At 58.2% G+C, this 19,066-nt stretch carries 17 protein-coding genes; 7 read left to right on the forward strand and 10 right to left on the reverse strand.

Annotated elements, in window-relative coordinates:
* Positions 1–122: 122 nt before the first annotated feature.
* The gene (locus NAC44_RS10150) at positions 123–629 is read left to right on the forward strand and encodes a sigma-70 family RNA polymerase sigma factor (RefSeq protein WP_250940366.1); all 507 of its coding nucleotides are present in this window, start codon (positions 123–125) and stop codon (positions 627–629) included.
* A 45-nt stretch (positions 630–674) separates the two neighbouring features.
* Here NAC44_RS10150 and NAC44_RS10155 read toward each other — a convergent pair whose 3' ends face one another.
* The 7 genes from NAC44_RS10155 to NAC44_RS10185 form a co-directional block, all read right to left on the reverse strand.
* Complete coding sequence (locus NAC44_RS10155) at positions 675–1,445, reverse strand: cyclase family protein (protein ID WP_250940368.1); 771 nt, start codon at positions 1,443–1,445, stop codon at positions 675–677.
* 99 nt (positions 1,446–1,544) lie between these two features.
* Positions 1,545–2,693 (reverse strand): MFS transporter, encoded by a 1,149-nt coding sequence (locus tag NAC44_RS10160; RefSeq protein ID WP_250940370.1) that lies wholly within the window; start codon positions 2,691–2,693, stop codon positions 1,545–1,547.
* Between the two features lie 150 nt (positions 2,694–2,843).
* Positions 2,844–3,974: an FAD-dependent oxidoreductase gene (locus NAC44_RS10165; protein WP_250940372.1), complete on the reverse strand. Its 1,131-nt coding sequence runs from the start codon at positions 3,972–3,974 to the stop codon at positions 2,844–2,846.
* Between the two features lies 1 nt (position 3,975).
* Positions 3,976–4,401, reverse strand: coding sequence for a Rieske (2Fe-2S) protein (locus NAC44_RS10170; protein ID WP_250940374.1), 426 nt, complete (start codon positions 4,399–4,401; stop codon positions 3,976–3,978).
* A gap of 87 nt (positions 4,402–4,488) precedes the next feature.
* Entirely contained in the window at positions 4,489–5,439 is a 951-nt protein-coding gene (locus NAC44_RS10175; RefSeq protein WP_250940376.1) for a VOC family protein, read from the reverse strand.
* A 57-nt stretch (positions 5,440–5,496) separates the two neighbouring features.
* Entirely contained in the window at positions 5,497–6,141 is a 645-nt protein-coding gene (locus NAC44_RS10180; RefSeq protein ID WP_250940377.1) for an EthD domain-containing protein, read from the reverse strand.
* Positions 6,141–7,310 carry an alpha/beta hydrolase family protein gene (locus NAC44_RS10185; protein ID WP_250940379.1) on the reverse strand — a complete coding sequence of 390 codons (1,170 nt, stop codon included), beginning with the start codon at positions 7,308–7,310 and terminating at the stop codon, positions 6,141–6,143. The genes NAC44_RS10180 and NAC44_RS10185 overlap by 1 nt, the downstream gene beginning before the upstream one ends.
* 251 nt (positions 7,311–7,561) lie before the next feature.
* Here NAC44_RS10185 and NAC44_RS10190 point away from each other — a divergent pair, with 251 nt between their 5' ends.
* The 6 genes from NAC44_RS10190 to NAC44_RS10215 all read left to right on the forward strand — a co-directional run bounded on the left by NAC44_RS10190 (position 7,562) and on the right by NAC44_RS10215 (position 15,453).
* The gene (locus NAC44_RS10190) at positions 7,562–8,485 is read left to right on the forward strand and encodes a LysR substrate-binding domain-containing protein (protein WP_250940381.1); all 924 of its coding nucleotides are present in this window, start codon (positions 7,562–7,564) and stop codon (positions 8,483–8,485) included.
* 556 nt (positions 8,486–9,041) lie between these two features.
* Entirely contained in the window at positions 9,042–9,941 is a 900-nt protein-coding gene (locus tag NAC44_RS10195; RefSeq protein ID WP_250940383.1) for a SphA family protein, read from the forward strand.
* 343 nt (positions 9,942–10,284) lie between these two features.
* Positions 10,285–11,460, forward strand: a complete 1,176-nt coding sequence (gene repA / locus NAC44_RS10200; protein WP_250940385.1) for a plasmid partitioning protein RepA — start codon at positions 10,285–10,287, stop codon at positions 11,458–11,460.
* Positions 11,457–12,461 (forward strand): plasmid partitioning protein RepB, encoded by a 1,005-nt coding sequence (gene repB / locus NAC44_RS10205; protein ID WP_250940387.1) that lies wholly within the window; start codon positions 11,457–11,459, stop codon positions 12,459–12,461. The genes repA and repB overlap by 4 nt, the downstream gene beginning before the upstream one ends.
* Positions 12,462–12,614: 153 nt before the next feature.
* Positions 12,615–14,348, forward strand: a complete 1,734-nt coding sequence (gene repC, locus NAC44_RS10210) for a plasmid replication protein RepC (protein WP_250940389.1) — start codon at positions 12,615–12,617, stop codon at positions 14,346–14,348.
* A 628-nt stretch (positions 14,349–14,976) separates the two neighbouring features.
* Complete coding sequence (locus NAC44_RS10215; RefSeq protein ID WP_250940558.1) at positions 14,977–15,453, forward strand: Lrp/AsnC family transcriptional regulator; 477 nt, start codon at positions 14,977–14,979, stop codon at positions 15,451–15,453.
* Positions 15,454–15,489: 36 nt separating this feature from the next.
* Here NAC44_RS10215 and NAC44_RS10220 read toward each other — a convergent pair whose 3' ends face one another.
* Genes NAC44_RS10220 through NAC44_RS10230 form a run of 3 tightly spaced genes read right to left on the reverse strand, consistent with a single transcriptional unit; the run spans position 15,490 to position 18,955 of the window.
* Entirely contained in the window at positions 15,490–17,154 is a 1,665-nt protein-coding gene (locus tag NAC44_RS10220) for an ABC transporter ATP-binding protein (RefSeq protein WP_250940390.1), read from the reverse strand.
* Positions 17,155–17,156: 2 nt separating this feature from the next.
* Positions 17,157–18,005, reverse strand: coding sequence for an ABC transporter permease (locus NAC44_RS10225; protein WP_250940392.1), 849 nt, complete (start codon positions 18,003–18,005; stop codon positions 17,157–17,159).
* Entirely contained in the window at positions 18,005–18,955 is a 951-nt protein-coding gene (locus NAC44_RS10230) for an ABC transporter permease (protein WP_250940394.1), read from the reverse strand. Before NAC44_RS10230 ends, NAC44_RS10225 begins: the two co-directional genes overlap by 1 nt.
* Positions 18,956–19,066: the final 111 nt, after the last annotated feature.

A 19,066-nucleotide genomic window follows, 5' to 3' on the forward strand; every position in this document is an offset into this window, starting at 1 on the left:
CCAGCATTTTCCCGTGATCTGGGGGAACGGATGCACAGTCTTCAAGACCAGAGCCGGGTAGGGGCCGGGCTCTTTGTCAACTGCATCCCTGCGTCCGAACCTCGACACCGAAAGGAACCATCATGGACAGTCATGCCGCTCACAGCCGAGCTTCACTTCACGCCGATATCGTTGCTCTTATTCCAGCACTCAAAGCCTTCGCCCAGACTTTTTGCCGCAACAGAACCGATGTGGATGATCTCGTTCAGGAAACGCTGGCCAAGGCATTGGCGAATATCGACAAGTTCGAGCCTGGTACGCGGCTGAAATCCTGGATGTTCACCATCATGCGCAACACCTTCTACACCCGCGCCAAAACCAGCCATCGGGAGGGGCCGAGCCCTGTCGATGGCGTTGCCGATGGCCTGCGGCAGGAGGCGACACAGGACTGGTCGGTACAGGGACAGGAGCTGCTACATGCCATGAACGTACTTCCCGCCCATTACCGTGACGTCCTGATTCTGGTGATTGTTCAGGGAGAAAGCTATTCCCACGCCGCCGATGTCTGCGACTGCGCCATCGGCACTGTCAAAAGCCGTTTGAACCGGGCGCGCCATCTGTTGCTGGAAGAGCTGGACCATACGATGTAAGGCCCAGCCCTGATATGATGATAAGAACGTTACGATCTTGCGTGGTCAAAGATCGAAAATCGCCGCCGCGCGGCACCATCCGGCCGATCCACCCTTGATCTTCACTGGCAGGCAGGAAACCGTAAAGCCGGAAGAGGGCAGTTCATCGAGACGAGCCAGCTTTTCCATATGCAGGAAAATGCCTTCGCGCCCGGCCTTGTGCCCCTCCCAGATCAGGGAGGCGTCTTTGGTTTCGGCAAAACGCTTGATCGTCACCGGAAAAGGCGCATCCCAGGACCAGGCGTCGGTGCCGGCAATGCGGATGCCCTTGTCCATCAGCCACAAGGTCGCTTCCCGCCCCATGCCGCAGCCGCGTCCCAGATAGTCAGGACGGCCATAGGCAGCGCCCGCCGCCGTGTTGATCAGCACGATATCGAAGGGCTGGAGATCATGGCCGCTGGCTTTGACGGCAGCTTCCATGTCCGCTGCCGTTGCGACATAGCCATCGGGCAGGGCGGTGAGATCGAGCTTCACCCCCGGACGCAAACACCAGTCGAGCGGAATCTCGTCGATGGTCATGGCCCGCTCGCCCTTGTTCATGGTCGAGGCGAAATGCCAGGGGGCATCGAGATGGGTGCCGTTATGGGCGGTCAGCTGCAGCTGCTCCACCGCCCAGCCTTCCCCCCCGGGGATATCGGCAATGTCGAGACCGGGGAAGAATTGCAGCACTTCGGCACTGCCTTCGGCATGGTTACAATAGGTGATTTTCGGCCCGAGCCCTGGTGGATCGGCTGGCACATCATTTTCAATGGCAACCGACAGATCGATAATTTTCATGAAGTGTCTCCCTTACAGGGCCGTGCGTTATTTTCTCCTTAAATCCTACCCGATTTAAGGAATTTTGCAGGAGAGCGGTCTGCCGTAACAGCGCGCCGCTCAGGCCGCCAGAGATGCCAGCAAGGGCTGGCATTCCGTCTTGGCCTTGGTGAAAAACAGGATGGAAACGCCGCTGACGAAAACAGCAGCCACGCCCAGAGCGGCAAAGCCGAGATTCTGTCCCAGAGCACCGCCGACGATCGGCCCAAGTGCTGCGCCTACCATCAACATGGCAGGCGTGGCGGCAGAAGCCCGCCCGCTTGGGTCCAGCCGGGCCAGCAGACCGAAAACGAAAGTATGGGTGAAAATCTGCACGGCAACAAAGACAGCCGCCGCCGGAGCCCAGACAGGGAAAATCGTGGCAGAGGTGACGATAACCGCCAGAACCGCCTGAATGGCCGGACCGATCTGGGCGATGAAGGTTGCCGAAACCCGCCGCTGGAGAAAGGCGGCCAGCGGTGCGGGCACGATGAAATTGACAAAACCCAGCGCAATCAGCACGGCCAGCACATGGCCAGCCTCAAACCCGCGGGCCTTGCCAATGACCTCAACAAAGGAAAACACCATGGACTGATTGAACGTCATGACGCTGATGCCGAAGATGGTGAACCACGTCGCCCGGCTGAACCCCTTATGCGCCTCCTCCACCCGCGGCGGAGGATTGCGAAACAGCAGGACCGTGCTCAACCCTGCAATCAGCATGACGAGCGCAAAGGTCTGAAACAGCGCCGGGCCGCCTTTCAGGATCAGAAACTGCGGAATCGCCGCCAGAAGAACGATACCGAACAGACCAAGCGCCATGCCCGCCGCCGCAAACAGCCGGTGCGGATTGGCAGAGCGCCCCATGCTTCCATGCACCATGGACAGCGCGGTGCCGACGGAAATCCCTGCCAGAAGATGCAGGCCCGACAATGCAATCAGGCTCGTCTCGAAGGAGGCGATCAGAAAAAACAGCGCCGCCAAGCCAAAACCAAGGCTGGCGACCAGCTTCTGGTTCATGCGGTGAAAGCGCGGCGCCGCAAAGGTGCTGGCGCCGACGGCGCCCAGCAGAAACAGGGTCGCCATCATGCCGGCCTGCTGCGGACTAAAGCCGAACCGTTCGACCAGCGCGCCCACCCAGACCGGCAGCGCGACCAGATCCAGCATCCCCGCACAATGGGCGATGACCAGCGCTGCCGCTCCTGATACACTCAATTTCATGGCCGACATGCGTTCCTCCTCAAGGATTGTCACCATTCCCGACATCGCACCGGTCTGCCTGACCAGAATGGATGCCAACTCCCGAAACCCGTCCTGAAACGGGCTTTACCTGTCCGCAACCCCTGTGGTTTGCAGCGGACAGGCCTCTCCTGTGGCTACTCAGATGGCCTCGGCCAGCGTTTTCATCGACACTTTCATGATTGCGGCGTGATCTTCGCGGCTGCCATTATTGATCTCGATATCGGCAAGCTTGCCGGAATTCTCCACCACCATACGGCAGCGTTCCCAGCGCCGGTCCTCGAAAGCAGCAAGGGCGGCGGAAAGCGTTGTGTCGCGTGCCAGCTCCTCTGCCAGAACCATGGCATCCTCGATACCGATACAGGCTCCGGCCGCCAGATGCGGCGTGGTGGCATGCACGGCATCGCCGATCAGCACCACTCGCCCGCGATACCAGGGGCGGGGCAGCAACATCTGCTCCAGCGGGCGATAAATGATATGGTTCTCATCAGACAGGTCAGCGGCAATGCGGCGGATGATCGGCGACGGGAACTGGTTCAGCAACCCCCTCAGGATCTCGACGAAACGTTCAGGCGCAACATAATCGTTGCGGGGCTTGTCTTCCGTCAGGAACAGATAGGCCTGGCCTTTGCCAACGCCGTTCAGGCCGACTTTCAGCTTCGGCCCCATCCACATGGTGATGGTGGGAATATCGTCCGGCAAGGGCAGAACCGCCCGCCAGACCGCCTGTCCGATAAAACGCGGGCGCGGTGCATCGGGAAAGATCGCCGCGCGCACGGCGGAACTGAGCCCATCGGCGCCAATGACCAGATCGTAACGTCCCTGGCTGCCATCGCTGAAGGTCACATCCACACCGTCATCACTCTCGACGATCTCGGTAAAGCTCATGCCGAGACGAATGGTCGTCGTCGAGGCACGCACAGCATCGGCCAGGATTTTTGCCAGCGCCGGACGCATGATGCCGCCACCGCCGGGCACGTCGGGGCTGGCGACACGCGGCGTCGGCAGGGTCACCAGCACGGCATCGTTGGGGCCGCGAATGTCCACGCCATCGCTGGCATAGCCTTCTTCCAGAAACTGCGGCAAAAGGCCCAGTTCTTCGATGACCCGCAAGGTCGAACCATGCAATGAAATACCGGCCCCGTAAGAGCGCCACCCGGCGTCGATTTCAACGAGATCGACGGCAAAACCCTGACGAGAAAGCTGCAAGGCTGCCGTCATGCCGGAAAAGCCGCCACCGACGACCAGTATTTTTTTGAGCCCGGAACCCATATTATTCCTCCTTTACGGTCTGAACGACGAAAACCTGACCGTCATCGTTCACCGTGATATCGATCGCTGTCAGTCTCTGGCCCAGACAGGGGCCAAGAACACATTCACCCGTGTCCATCTCGAACAGGGCATGATGGGAATGGCAGGTGAGGTGGGTTTTCTCACCATTGAGATAGGCATCCGTCTTCCAGGCCATGGGCGTGCCCGTCGAATAATGCGGACAGGCATCGAGCCAGGCATGGAGCCTGCCCTTATGCCGGATCAGAATGATCTTTCGCTTGAAGCCGGGCAGCGGGCCAAAGCCCTTCGCCACACCCTCGCCGATCTCACCAGCATGACAGAGCGGCAGCAAGGTCCGGGTGATCTCCGATTGCCGGAAGCCACTCCTATCCATCACCGTTTCTGTGCTGGTATCGACATATCCCATGGACTCCTCCTCCCGGAGATCATGACGGTCTGCGTATCCTACTCCTGCGCAGACAGCCTTGTCTGCGCAGGGGCCTTGCCGTTGATGTCAGTGCTTGTCGCCTGCCGGGGGCGGGCCTCCGCCCGGCGCCCATTTTTCCCGCATTTCGAACAGCACGATCTGCGAGGCTTCCGCACCGTTTTGCGTTTCGCGGGCCACCCAATTATCGTCATGCTTGTCCATATCGGCGTCATATTCGATGTGGCAGCCGAGCGGGCTGTTGAAATACCAGAACCAGTTCGACCCGAATTTATGACGACCCGGCCCCCAGAAGCTCTGATAGCCCTTCTTGACGAAGCGGGTGCCGGCCACCATCAGCTCCGTCGGCCCGCCCATGTGGAAGGCCAGATGCTCACAGCCCTTCATGTAATCCGGTGTGCGGATGAAGAAGAGCGTATGGTGGTCGTCATTGGCTTTCGGCCGCAGGAAGGGACCTGCGCCGGTCAGAATGTCGGTGATGACAAAACCGAGGCGAGTGCAGTAAAAATTCGTCGCGATCTCGATATCGGGCACGAACAGCACCACATGGCTCAGCGTGCGCGGCAAAGCGGGCATCTCTTCCCAAACGCCGATCTCGTTCGGCTTGCGCTGGGCGGGCGCGCCCGGCGCATTGATCTTTTCCGCCGGCATATTGAGGACGCGGCGTTTCGTGACCTGAAACTTCAGCTCGAAACCGTGGTCATCCTTCACCTCGATCGAGCCATCGGCCAGACGGGTGACACGGCGATCCTTCGACAGTTCCGCCTCAATGGCGTCGATGTCTTCAGCCGCGCGCACGCCGTAAACCTGCTGGCGCAGCATGTTGGCTGTCGGCAGCGGCGGCGGCAGGGCCGGGTCGGCCTTGTGGCGGATGATGATCCCGGTGCCGTCCAGCGTCTCGAACAGCCCGCCCTTCTCGGTCACATCGACCGGTTTCAGACCGAAATCCGTCAGATATTCACAACAGGCAGCGACATCGTCGACGCCGAAAACAACATAATCAGGTCCAATGATATTCACGGGACAATCCTTTCGATTCTGGCCATTCAAGTCTGGCCTCTCTGGCGCAGGCTCTGATCAGCCCGCGTGAAGAACAAATTCACGAGCAAGTGCTATGCAGTAACGACCCGCCGCCGCCGTCTGATCGATGATCTCGCGGCAGGCCGCAGCCGCGGCAAGCGCAGATGCCTCATCGCCAAACCAAGCCTCATCAATGGCCTGAAGCGGTCCGGGAAACATCGCGCTGTTATGGCAAAGCCCGAGAAGGGTGGAGCCTGCCGCCTGCGGCAGGATGGCCGCTCCGGGCCGGCCCGAAAACCAGATCAGGAAGAGTTTCATCAGACCCGCCTGCGCCTGCGGCGGTACGATCATGTCTTCGTTGACCGGCACCTTCACCACACTGGTCTCATCCACCATCTGTGGCTCGTCCGGCTCCAGCTTTTCCAGATAGAATGGGGTTTCGAGCGAGGATTTCGCTGCAGCCAGATCGGGAAACGAAACCTCGGTGACAAAATCCAGCCCATAGGCAAAGGCTTTGGGCAGATCGCCACCGAAATACAGACCATCGAAAGCATGGTTCTGCACATAGCGCCGCGGCGCCTGCTCCGGTTCACGCCCGATATAATCGAGCACCATGGCGCCATGCCGGTCCTTCATATGGCTGCGGTGTTCGCCAAGCGTCTGACCCAGACGCCGACGACCGAAGATCATCATCTTAACCATCAGCCGTGCCTCGCTGCGGTGTTGCCGCCCAGAACCTCCGCCACCCAGTCGGCGATATAGGCGCCGGCATTGGCGGAATTATCAAAACTGGAATGCTGCACGCCGCCGGTGCGCTCATCGAAAATCTTCAGCTCGCGCTTCGGGCTGTTGACCAGCTGGTCATAGGTAGCATGCGCCCATTGCAGCGGAATCTGGCTGTCCTTCTCGCCATGGGTGACAAGGAAGGGCACGCGGATACGGTCCAGAATGCCATGCAGATGCACGTTTTCGGCAATCTCCATGAAGCTGTCGATATCCTTTGCTCCCCAGACCCATTGCACATGGCTCCAGTAATGCGGCACGGGAAAATTGCCTTCCTTTGCCAGCCGCTTCTTCTGCACATCGCGCCAGTCGTGATTGGCGCCCCAGACAACGCCGCAGGCAAAACGCGGCTCAAAGGCCACCGCGCGCGGACAATAATAGCCGCCCAGCGACACGCCTTCCATGCCGATTCGGGCGGGATCGACGAAATCCTGCGTCTCCAGCCAGTCGACCACCCGGCTTGCCCAATGCTCGCTGTCATAACGCGCCGTCAGACCCTGAAGACGCAGCGCCTCGCCGGTGCCGGGCTGATCGACGATCAGCGAGGCCACGCCGCGCTTGGCCAGCCAGGCCGGCAGACCGACCAGATATTTCATTTCCTTGGTGCTATCGAGCCCATTGACCTGGACAAGCAGCGGCTGTCTGCCGGCAACACCTTCGGCAGGCACGTAAAGCGCCGACAGATGCGTCCCCTCATAGGGGATTTCAACCCGGCGACAGGCCGCACCCGAAAGCGCAAGCCCCTTGGCAAAGGCCTCGAGAAACCGCTGATAGAGCGCCATGCGCCCTTCCGACCCGTGTGCCAGCAGCCGCTCGGCCGTCAGCATATAATTTCCGGCGCGGATCAGCTTGTCACCGGCGGAGATCAACCGACCGCGTGCCTCATCCTCATCCGCCAGACCCACCAGCTTGTCGGCCATCTTGATCCAGGTTTCACGAAAAGCCTGGGTGCCGGCAGCATCCGGCGCCTTGGCCGCCTCCTGCAGCGGCGCGCACATTTCTTCGATCTCTCCCATCCGCGCGCCCATCTCGATGGACAGGTTGACAGACAGGTTCCAAACATAATTGGTCGGAAAATACTTGAACATAAGCTCTCCTCACACACACCCGGCGACGCAATGGAATGCCAGGCGTTGATCAACAGGAGGCTTTCGCCAAAACAGCCTTGACGGCTGTGGCGACATCTCCTCCCGTCCATAGATTTAGCGAAAATCAAACTGTTTACAAAATTGCTTTGATGAATGATTTGTATTGAAGTTATGAATAGTGCGTTGGGAGACGTAATGGCCGCAGGGATCGTTATGAACCCGCCTGAGGATATCGTGGAGGAGGAGCCTCGATGCGTTTCAAGAATCTCGATCTCAATCTGCTGGTGGCGCTGGATACGCTGATCCGGGTGCGCAATGTCAGCCGGGCGGCCACGGAAATGTTCATGACGCAATCGGCCATGAGCAATGCGCTCGGTCGGCTGCGCGATTATTTCGACGATCCCCTGCTCATTCAGGTGGGGCGCTCAATGGAGTTATCGCCGCTGGCCGCTTCCTTGCGAGAGCCCCTGCGCGATATCATCGTGCGGATCGAAGCGGCGGTGGTGTCAACCCCGTCTTTCGTGCCGGAAGAGGCCGTGCGCACCATTCGTCTCATCGTCTCGGATTATACGCTGGTCACGACGATTCCGCCGTTTCTGCGACGGGTGAGCGCTGCCGCACCTGGCATTCATATCGACATCCGCGCACAGCAGAATTTTCCACATTTGTTGCTGGAGCGCGGCGAAGCCGATCTGCTGGTTGCTCCCCGGCTGTTCTGCTCGACCCAGCATCCGACGGAACTCCTTCTGGAGGACCCGCTCTGCTGCGTGGTCGATGCAGATGCTCCCTATCGCGGCGAGACGATGACGCAAAAGGATTTTGAGGCGGCGGGTCATATCGTGATGCGCCCGACCAATGGCGGCGAAAGCTATGCGCAACTGGTCTGCCGTCAGGCGGGACTGACACTCAAGGTGGAGGTGACCTCCTTTTCTTTTGTATCCCTGCCACTGCTCGTCGAAGGCACGAACCGCATCGCCATTCTCCAGCGCAGTCTCGCGAACCGCATGGTCAAACTTGGCAATCTGCGCATCATCGAGCCGCCGCTTGCTCTTGCGCCCCTCGAACAATCTCTGCAATGGCACAGCTATCGCACCCGCGATCCAGCCCTTGTCTGGCTGCGCAACCAGTTTCATGCGAGCCTGAAAGATCAGGATAAGAGCGACATGCAGTCATGAGTCCGTTGCGTCAATCGATACCACGTCACCGCACTATTGATATCGTGAATATCAAGCATTCTTAAACCCCATTTTACTTTCGTCAACTCCAAGGTTAATCGCTGTCAAAGGGGCTCGCTGACGCTTCGGGTGGAGAATGGAGGCAACGGGACGGAGTGGAGGAAGCTCGTCGTTTTTTGTCACCGTCAAAACGGGTAGGTCGGTCAAAAGCCAACAGACAGTTCACGACGACCTCTCGAGAGGGAATGTTCCGGTTTTCAATATGAAGAGGCCGGCTTTTGACACATCATTGCAAAAACGGAAGCGCGCTGACAGGGTAAGCGCGTTGCCCAGTCTTTGTATCTCATTTTCCGTCCTGACCGACATGAACCACCTGAGACCCGACTGCAGAACGGCGTGAAACGACGCCGTGATCAGGGGACGCTTATGCAGTCGTTTTAAGGCGTTACGGCATCATTGTGCGGTTCTACCGCATAACGTTGTCTGCCCTTTATGGTTTTAGAAAACGCACGGTGCTTGAACGCCCGCGCCGGTCTGTCTGGATGAGGAGGATGGAATGACCCGAATGAACTGTTTGAAATGCCTGATGCTCGGTGCTCTGCTTGCAGGGACAGCTCTTGACGGAGCCTTTGCAGCGGAAAACGGCAATACCCAATATTCGCCGGGCGCCGCGCAATTTTTCGCAGGTGGCATACCGCCTATTTCCGGCTTCTATTTCCTCAATCAGACCAGCTACTATACCGCCGATCGCATGAATGACGCCCACGGCAACAAAGAGCCCATTCCCTTCAAGGTCCACGCAATATCCGATACGATGCGCTTTCTCTATGTCTCCGATCTGCAGTTCGCCGGTGGCCGGGTCTGGGCACAGCTCGTCGTGCCGGTCGTCAACCTCAATCTGGATCTGCCGACGGTCAGCAGTCACAATTTCAATATTGCCGACATGACCGCCACGCTCGGCATGAACTGGACTCTGGACCGTTATAACTCCCTGACCGCAGGTCTGGATGTCGGCATGCCGACCGGCTATTATAACGTCTCCGATCCAGCCAGCATCGGCCTCAATCACTGGTCTATCCAGCCGACGGTCGCCTATCATTATTACGATCCGAAAGGTCTCGAAATTGCCACGTCGTTTCGCATGATCTTCAACACGCGCAACAATGACACCGATTACAAGACCGGCACCGAAATTGACCTCGACTATGCCGTCGGTTGGAATATCAATCAATGGCGCGTGGGGGCTGTTGGCTATTACCTTCAGCAGATCAGCGATGATACCGGACCGACCGCACCGGCAAACGGCAATCGCGGCAAGGGCCTGGGGCTTGGCCCGTCACTGAACTATAGTTTCAAAACCGGCCAGCAGCTCGGTGTGTCCTGGGTGCATGATGTCGTGGCGGAGAACCGCCCGCAGGGCGATACGCTCTGGCTGAACTTTGCCACGAAATTCTGATCGCTGTCGCGTTCATCTGACGTGACGGTCTGCCAGCATCGGTGCGCTGACCCAACCGCCCTCTCTTGTTGAGGGCGGTTTTTTTATGCCACTCTGTGACCCGCATTGTCACGATTCGACGGCACCGTGAAAAGTTCCCCGCGGGGAACGGGTCCCCTCTGGCGACCACCACTTTTATACTACCCCAGAAGTGAGTCGGTTTTGCGTCAAATCCCGAATCGAGATAGGTTTGTAGTTGCGCTTTTTGTCAGAAGTTTTCAATTTTTGCGAAACAACGGCATCATTAAGCAATGCTTAACCATGGCTGGCCTTATCATCGGCAAAGCCAACAAGGATCAGACCTGTGAATCGCAGCCTCAGCAGCCAGGACTTCATGCAAAGCTTTTCGACCAAGCTCGAAAACGCCCTGCAAAACCTGTCCCTTGCGCAATATCCGCCGGATGCGCGCCGCCAGATGCGCCTGTTTTCCTCAACCGAGGTCGCAAGCCTGCTGGACGTGTCTGAGGCCTATATCCGTCAGATCGTGCAGAAGGAAAATAGCCCGACACCCGAAATCCTCGGCAATGGCCGGCGGATGTATTCGCTGGAGCAGATCCTGGAATTCCGGATGATGCTGGCTGCCAATGGCCGCAAGAAATGGATCAATCCGCGCCGAACGGAAGGGGAGGCCTGCCAGATCCTCGCCATCACCAATTTCAAAGGCGGCTCCAGCAAAACCTCGACCACCATTCACCTTGGCCATTATCTGGCCCTGAAGGGCTATCGGGTGCTGGCCGTTGATCTCGACCCACAGGCCTCACTCACCAGCCTGCATGGCGCGCTTGCCGATTTCGATCCGCGCAAGGACGACACTTTCTATGCCGCCATCCGCTTCGACAATCCGCGTCCCACCGCCGAAATCATTCACAAGACCCATATTCCAGGCTTCGACGTGATCTGCGCCGGTCTGGAACTGACCGAATTTGAAACCGCCGTGGCGCTCGAAATGCGCAAGAACGGCACCTCGTTTCTCCTACGGATTTCTATGGCTTTGGAGCAAATATGTGAGGATTACGACATCATTTTAATGGATTCGGCGCCATCGCTGAATTTTTTGACGCTCGCCTCGCTCACGGCGGCAACCGGCGTGCTCATTCCCGTTCCAGCCCATATGCTCGACGTCGACTCGACGGGAAAATTCCTAGAACTTGCAGCATCTTACATGCAGATCCTCAATGAAATCGGTGCCAGTGTCTCCTGGGATTTCGCCCGGTTTCTGATCACCAAATACGAGCCGAACGACCATCCTCAGGCCAATATGGCAGCCCTGATGCGGCAGGTTTTCGGCGAAAATCTGCTTCTCAACATGGTCACAAAATCCACGGCCATCGCGGATGCCTTAACATGGAAGCAAAGCCTCTATGAGGTGCAGCGTTCACGGTTCTCATCGCCCAAGACCTATGACAGGGCGATCGAATCTCTGAACGCGGCGAATGAGGAAATAGAAAAGCTGATCTGGTCAGCATGGAGGCGGGAATGAGCAGAAAGGACTCACGCGGAATGTTTGCCAATGTGCTGGGACAAATGCAGCAGTCTGAACAGGCTGCGCATGCGCCCGCACAATCGCAATCGCCGCATCTGAAAAAGGTGGCGGACGGTATTCGCCAGATGAAGGAGCGGGGCGACATTCTCGACCGGCTGCTGAAGGAGGGCGACCGCATTGTCGAGCTCGATCCGGCCATCATCGCCCCTTCGGCGATCCGCGACCGGTTCGACAGCGGCTATGACGATGCCGCCCTCGACGAGATCCGCCAGTCGATGCGGGCGCAGGGCCAGATCGTTCCCGGTCTGGTGCGTCCGGTCGAGGGTGGCTCCATGCCCTTCCAGATCGTTTATGGCCGGCGCAGGCTCGCCGTTGCCAGAGAATTGGGGCTTGCCTTCCGCGCCATCGTCAAGGAACTCAGCGACGAGCAGGCGATCATCTATCAGGGTGAGGAAAACACCAATCGCGATGATCTCACCTTTATCGAGAAATGTTCTTTTGCCGCTGCCCAGGAACAGGCCGGTTTTCGCCGCGATGTCATCTGCGCGTCTCTCTCGACCGGCAAATCGCATGTCTCGGAAATGATTCGCATTGCCGCTTCGGTGCCGGCCGAGATCCTGCATCTGATCGGCAGGAGCCCGCAGACCGGGCGGCGGCGCTGGATTGAATTTGTCGAAACCTGGCTCCAGTCCGAGGACGGCATGGACAAGATACGCCACGTCCTCGATAACGCCAGTGCAAGAGATGGCGCCAAGGACGTCGATCGATTTGCGCTGGCGCTGCACGCGCTGCGCACGGCAAAGCCCGCCACACAAGGCCCGGCCAGCGCCAGCCGCGACATTCGCACCGGCGGTCTCGTCATCGGCACACTCGCGCATGGCAAAGCCGGCTCGAAAATCAGTTTCAGCAAAGCGGTTTCAGCGGATTTCGTCGAGTTTCTCGGCGAAAAACTGCCGGAACTGCATCGTCAATTTTGTGAGGAAAAAGAGAAAGGCTAAGCGCAAAAGAAAAAGGCCCCCTAAACGTTTCCGTCGTGGAAGCCCTTCTCGTGTGTAGCAACTCAAGAATCGCATTTCCACGAATCATAGTCAAGAGTCTTTGGCACCGTTTTGGTGAGCGGATTTCTTTTGCCTGAGGACAGGTGAAAGACAATGCAGAACAAACAGGTGACGACGCCCTTCGGGCGGCGTGCAATGTCGTTTGCGCTGGTGAACCGCCAGATGCAGACGGCAAAGGCACAGATTTGTGCTGAGGCTGTGGAAAAGTGGCGGGTGTTCCGCGATATCACCACGGCACGTGACCGACTGGGGCTGAAGGACAGGGCGCTTGCCGTGCTCAATGCCCTGTTGAGCTTTTATCCGGAAACCCATCTGGCCGACAGCCGGACACTCGTTGTGTTTCCGTCCAATGCGCAGCTGGCGGAACGGGCCCATGGCATTTCCGGCACCACCTTGCGGCGCAATCTCGCAGCCCTTGTCGATGCTGGCCTGATCGAGCGGCGCGACAGCCCCAACGGCAAACGTTATGCCTATCGCAGCAGGGCAGGGGAGGTGGAGGAAGCATTCGGATTCAACCTCGCGCCTCTGCTCTCACGGGCGGCGGAGCTTTCGGCTTTGGCCCGCACGATCACGCAGGAACGCCTGCTGCTCAAACGGCAAAAAGAAGCCCTGAGCATCTGCCGTCGTGATGTGCGCAAACTGATCGATATGGCAATGACAGAAGGATTGGACGGTGACTGGAGTGCGTTCGACGAGCGCTACCGCCAGCTTGCAGCCCCTTTGCCGCGTCACCTGGAGATCGCGCAGGTCGAGGAAAGGCTGAGCGCTTTTTCCAAGCTGCGCCAGGCACTTCTCAAGCAATTGGAAAATCGTTGCAAACAGGAAAAAACAGTCGCCAATGATCGCCAATCCGGCGGCCATAAAGAGAATACAAAACCAGAATCTCTTTTTTATAAAAAAATGGATTTGTATTGTGATTCACGCCCTTCGGGCGCAATTCCCGTTTCCGAGACGCCGTCCGAGAGCGCATCACTGACGCCCCATATCCGCAAAGATCAGAAGATCAGCCCTTCCATCCCCCCAGCACGGCTGCAGGAACTCGTCGCCTCCACCCTCAAAAGGTCATTGCCGCATGACATCGCAGAGAGAGGCCGACAGCATGCATCAAACCCTGTCACAGCAGACAGCCGAAAGCGAAATCGCACATCTCCAGTCACGTTGGTTGCCGGTTACGCGCAAAAACGGCCTCTCGCAGACAGAGCCAATGGTGAACTCCCTTCAGCATCCCTTAAGCGCGATTTAGAACAGCGGGAACCGGTTTTCGCAACGATGGGATGCATCATCAAGACGCCGACGGTCAGTTCCGATCCCGGTATTCTGCACCATGGGCATGATCTCAATGCCTCTCATAGAGAATGGCAGTCTGGGCAAGAACAGGTCGGAGAAGAGCCGCTTCGGTCAGGAGAACATCGTCACCAGCAGGTTTCATCGCCTCAGCCGAAAACACAGTCAGCGATGTCGGCTTTGCCGCTCACTCTGGTGCTGAGAGCCTGCCCGCAGATCGGCGATTATGCTCCGGGACAGCGGATCCGTGACTGGCGCGATCTTCAGACGGCAGCCTTGGTGGTTGCGCGGATGCTGGAGATTTCCCCGGCTGCCTATCAGGAGGCTGTGGGTGTGATGGGACAGGCCGGTGCCGCCATTGCCATTGGCTGCATTCTTGAGCGGGCAGAAAACATAAGCTGTGCCGGTGGCTATCTGCGCAATCTGACGCGACGGGCAAAAAGCGGCCACTATCATGCAGAAGCCGCGATCATGGCCCTGATCCGCACAAGAACGCAAGCGACAGAAGAGGCGGCAAAGGCAGCAGCAGGCGAGGATGCCTGACGACAACCGCGCAAAGACTGTGTTCCTGTTGCATCAGCACGTTGCCATACGGCAGATCATACTTCGGTTGGGAGATGGATCGACATCTTCTGCTTCCTGCGGCATGATGTTCTGGGTCGAGCGTGATGGAACTATAAATTATAAGGGAAATTCAAATACCCTTGGCATTTTCATGCGCCTTGTCAAAGATAGGCTGACGTGGAGAACCGTTGAGATGAGGGACAAAAGGGGGGCTTGCGCTTCCTTTACGACAGGATCAGGCGGCATATTATGCTGAGAGCATCGGCCGAAAAGTGGGAGCTGGTTTTCGGAAAAATCCGATGCGTCAACACAAACGGAGAGCAGTTCCAGCCAATGTTTGACAGGGTTTTGCCTCTGGAATTGCTCTGAAAACAGAGCGTGAGAGCGTTTCCATGCAACACCTGCAATGCTCTACTGCATCATTCCTGAAATCGGGCCTGAAATCGGGTAGGATTTAAGGTGAAAATGATGCCGCAGATGAAATGTGTTACAGCGAGTTTTGTGCGCCATCTTCGGTGCACGGCGCTGTAGGGCTGGTCTATCAGGCCAGACAGATGTGCAGGCAATTGTGTATTTTCCGCAAGGACAGGATGTTGACAGACAGATGATGAAACTCGACCGGACGGATATCAGGATCCTCTATGAATTGCAGAAAAACGGTCGCATCACCAATGTGGAACTGGCTGACCTTGTGCATCTGTCGCCAAGCCCCTGCCTGATGCGGGTGAAGCGCCTGCAGGCGGAAGGCTATATCGAGGGCTATTCCGCCGAAATCAACCTGTCGAAACTGGGACAGACACTGACGGTCTTTACCGAAATCACCCTGAAAAACCACCGTCAGGTCGATTTTGCCCGCTTCCTGACCGTGGTGGAGAAGGTGGATCAGGTGATCGAATGCCACCTTGTTTCCGGCGGCTATGATTATCTGATCAAATTCGTCACCGCCGGGATCGGTGAATATCAGACGATCATGGAACGGCTGACCGACATGGATATCGGCATCGACAAATATTTCAGCTTCGTCGTTTTGAAATCGCCGATCGTCAAATCGCATCTGCCGCTGACGACGCTGTTTCCGCTCTAAATCGTTGTTTTCCGCATTTCCGGGCGGAAAACCGTTTCACCTGTTCTCAGGATCGGCCTTGAGCTGGGCAAGCTCGGCTGTGAGATCGAGCCTGTCCAGCCAGGCGGGATCGAGCTTCGGCACGGACGAAAACAGCAGTCTTGTATAGGGATGCGCCGGTGTGGAGATGGTCTCGCGCGTCAGATGCTCGACCTTTTCGCCGCGATACATCACCATGATCTCATCGCAGATTGCCTCGACCACCGAAAGATCGTGGCTGATGAAGATGTAGGAGAGGTCGAGCTCGCGCTGCAAGTCCTTCAAAAGATCGATGATGGCGGCTGCCACCACCGTATCGAGGGCCGAGGTGATCTCGTCGCAGATGATCAGTTTCGGGCTGGCGGCAAGCGCGCGGGCAAAATTGATCCGCTGTTTCTGGCCGCCCGACAATTCGCCCGGGCGGCTATAGCGCAGGCTTTTGGGAAGGCGCACCATGTCGAGCAACTCGTCCACCCGTCGGCGGCGCGCTTCGCCCTTTAAGCCGTGATAGAAGGCAAGCGGACGGGCGAGAATATCCTCGATGGATTTGGCGGGATTGAGGGCCGTATCGGCATATTGGAAGACGATCTGCATATGTTGCAGCTCGTCGCGCCGGCGCGCGCGCGCCGAGGCGGCCAGTTCGCGGCCATCGAAAATGCTATGGCCGCCGGTTGCGGGTAAAATACCGGCAATCGCGCGCGCCAGCGTTGATTTTCCGCAGCCGGATTCGCCGATAATGCCGAGATTGCGGCCTTTTTCCACCGTCAGGCTGACCGATTGGACCGCCTTGATGAAGGGATGGCCATCCGCCTGTTTTGGGCCGTAACCGGCAATGAGGTTTTCAATATCGAGCAGCGGACGAATTGCTTTGCTTTGCCTTTTGGTAAAATCAGTCTCCTTCGGCGCAAAGGCGGCCAGCAGTTCCTGCGTATAAGGATGGGCGGGCGCGGTCAGGATCTCCTCGGTTGTATTTTCCTCCTGAATTTCACCGCCCTTGAGCACCACGATCCGGTCGGCGATCTGGGCGACGACGGCCAGATCGTGCGAAACGTAAACACCGGCGATCCCCTTGGCCCGCATGACCGATTTGAACGCCCGCAACACATCGATCTGGGTCGTCACGTCGAGTGCCGTGGTCGGCTCGTCGAAAATCACCAGTTTCGGATCGCTGATCAGTGCCATGGCGGCGGCAAGCCGCTGCAACTGCCCGCCGGAAACCTGATGCGGATAACGCTCGCCGATGGTCTCGGGCGCAGGCAGGGACAGCGCGGTGAAGAGTTCGATGGCGCGCCGACGTGCCTGATCGGGCGGCATCAGGGCATGGATGCGGGTCACTTCGATCACCTGATCCATGATTTTTTTCGCCGGGTTGAAGGCGGCGGCCGCACTTTGCGGCACATAGGAGACCTCGGCGCCGCGAAGGATAGCCCGTTCCTTTTCGTTGAGGCTGGCCATATCCTTGCCGTTAACCATGATCGAGCCTTTGCTGATGTCGCAGCCGGGCCGTGCATAGCCCATCAGCGACAGTGCAATGGTCGTCTTGCCGGAACCGCTTTCGCCGATCAGGGCGACGATTTCGCCCTCGGCGATATCGATGTCCACGCCCTTGATGATATCGACCTTTCGCCCGGAATCGGTTCTGGCCTCGACATGCAGATTTCTGATTTCCACCAGTGTGCTCATGGTCAGGCGCTCCGATCCCGGATTTTGCGGGGCAGGTTGTCGATCAGCAGGTTGACGCTGATCGTGAGGCTGGCAATGGCCAGACAGGGGGCAATCACGGCTGCGGCGCCGAAGGACAGGCCTTCGATGTTTTCATGCACCAGCGCCCCCCAGTCGGCCAGCGGCGGCTGCACGCCAAGGCCGAGGAAGGACAGGCCCGACAGGAGCAGCACGATGAAGACGAAGCGGATGCCGACATCGGCCAGCACCGGGCGCAGAATATTGGGCAGGATTTCCGAGCCGATCAGATAAAATACGCTTTCTCCGCGAATGCGGGCCACGGTGATGAAATCCATGGTGTTGACATTGACGGAAAGCGAGCGGGCAAAGCGGAAGGCACCGGGCGTGTAAATGAAGGCCAGCACCAGCACCAGCGAGGTCAGCGAAGACCCGACGGCGGCCACCATCACCAGGCCGAACAGCTTGCTGGGAATGGAGATCATCGCATCCATGAACCGGCTGAGCACGGTGTCAAACCAGCCGCCAGCCACGGCGGCGGCCATGCCGAGCACCACGCCGCTGGTTGAGGCGATCAATACACCGGCGAGCGAAATGCCGAGCGTGTAGCGCGCCCCGAGGATGATGCGTGACAGCATATCGCGGCCCAGATAATCGGAGCCCAGCCAGAATTTGCCGCTCATCTGACCGAAATAATCCATATCGACGATCTTCCCGGCGGGATAGGGGGCAAGCCTGGTGGCAAATGCGGCAACAATGACCCAGAAGACGATGACGCAAAGCGCCATCATGCCGACCGGGCTGAAGGCATAGCCGAACCGTCCGGCTGATCTTGCAGTGGCGTTGTCTGTCATCAGCGCAGCCTCGGATTGGACAGGATTGAAATGATGTCGGCGATGGTGATCAGCACCAGATAACCGGCACAGAAAATCACCGCGCAGGTCTGGATCAGCGGCAGGTCGCGGGTGGCGACCGCATCCACCATCAGCTTGGCGATGCCGGGATAGTTGAAGATGGTCTCGATGATGATCACCCCGCCGATCAGATAGGACAGCGACAGCGCCAGCGCGTTGAGGATCGGCCCCAGCGCATTGGGAAGCGCATGGTTAAGCACCATGCGGCGGCGCGAGGCGCCCTTCAACAGCGCCATCTCGACATAGGGCGTTGCCAGCGTCTCGATCACGGCGGCCCGCGTCATGCGGATGATCTGGGCCGAAACGACGAAGGTCAGCGTCAGAACCGGCATGGCATACATTTTCAAAAGATCGGAGAGCGAATGGATTTCATTGACGAAGGAAATCGCCGGCAGCCATTGCAGATAGACGGCGAAGATCAGAACGGCGGTGGAGGCGATCATGAATTCCGGCACCGAAATCACGCCGATGGTCAGCACCGTGACAATCCGGTCGTAGAGCGAGCCTTTCATCACGGCGGAGGTGATGCCAAGCGTCAGCGCGAAGGGAACGGAGATCAGCGTCGTCAGACCGGCCAGTGCCATGGTATTGGCGAAACGGTCGCTGATCAGTGCCGAAATCTCCATGTTATTGGCATAGGAACGGCCAAGATCGCCGGAGAGAAAGCCGAGCCCCCAATGAAAAAAGCGCAGAATGGCGGGATCGTTCAGATGCATCGCCTTGCGCAGGCCCGCCACCGCTTCCGGCGTGGCTGACTGGCCAAGCAGGATGGTGGCGGTGTCGCCGGGCAACATGGAGGTGGCAAAAAACACCGCGAAGGACACGATCAGCAGCGTGATGACGGCAATGCCCAGCCGTCTTGCGATGAGAATAGCAATGTCAGGGTTCATGGAACTCTCTCCAGCGGCGATGCCCTTTTCCGCAAAAGCGCTGCCGTTTGTCTTGGCTGTCCGCAAAGATGGTGTCCCATGTTCCGGGCAGACAGCCAAAGCACTGTGGCA

Origin of the sequence: Allorhizobium sonneratiae (assembly GCF_023700755.1) — a bacterium.
GTDB lineage: Bacteria > Pseudomonadota > Alphaproteobacteria > Rhizobiales > Rhizobiaceae > Allorhizobium > Allorhizobium sonneratiae.

Coding starts and splice junctions, on each gene's coding strand:
- NAC44_RS10215 (WP_250940558.1), top strand. CDS start 14,977: ATGAAACTCGACCGGACGGATATCAGGATCCTCTATGAATTGCAGAAA.
- NAC44_RS10220 (WP_250940390.1), bottom strand. CDS start 17,154: ATGAGCACACTGGTGGAAATCAGAAATCTGCATGTCGAGGCCAGAACC.
- NAC44_RS10195 (WP_250940383.1), top strand. CDS start 9,042: ATGACCCGAATGAACTGTTTGAAATGCCTGATGCTCGGTGCTCTGCTT.
- repB (WP_250940387.1), top strand. CDS start 11,457: ATGAGCAGAAAGGACTCACGCGGAATGTTTGCCAATGTGCTGGGACAA.
- NAC44_RS10230 (WP_250940394.1), bottom strand. CDS start 18,955: ATGAACCCTGACATTGCTATTCTCATCGCAAGACGGCTGGGCATTGCC.
- NAC44_RS10160 (WP_250940370.1), bottom strand. CDS start 2,693: ATGTCGGCCATGAAATTGAGTGTATCAGGAGCGGCAGCGCTGGTCATC.
- NAC44_RS10180 (WP_250940377.1), bottom strand. CDS start 6,141: ATGGTTAAGATGATGATCTTCGGTCGTCGGCGTCTGGGTCAGACGCTT.
- NAC44_RS10165 (WP_250940372.1), bottom strand. CDS start 3,974: ATGGGTTCCGGGCTCAAAAAAATACTGGTCGTCGGTGGCGGCTTTTCC.
- repC (WP_250940389.1), top strand. CDS start 12,615: ATGCAGAACAAACAGGTGACGACGCCCTTCGGGCGGCGTGCAATGTCG.
- NAC44_RS10185 (WP_250940379.1), bottom strand. CDS start 7,310: ATGTTCAAGTATTTTCCGACCAATTATGTTTGGAACCTGTCTGTCAAC.
- NAC44_RS10150 (WP_250940366.1), top strand. CDS start 123: ATGGACAGTCATGCCGCTCACAGCCGAGCTTCACTTCACGCCGATATC.
- NAC44_RS10190 (WP_250940381.1), top strand. CDS start 7,562: ATGCGTTTCAAGAATCTCGATCTCAATCTGCTGGTGGCGCTGGATACG.
- NAC44_RS10170 (WP_250940374.1), bottom strand. CDS start 4,401: ATGGGATATGTCGATACCAGCACAGAAACGGTGATGGATAGGAGTGGC.
- NAC44_RS10225 (WP_250940392.1), bottom strand. CDS start 18,005: ATGACAGACAACGCCACTGCAAGATCAGCCGGACGGTTCGGCTATGCC.
- NAC44_RS10155 (WP_250940368.1), bottom strand. CDS start 1,445: ATGAAAATTATCGATCTGTCGGTTGCCATTGAAAATGATGTGCCAGCC.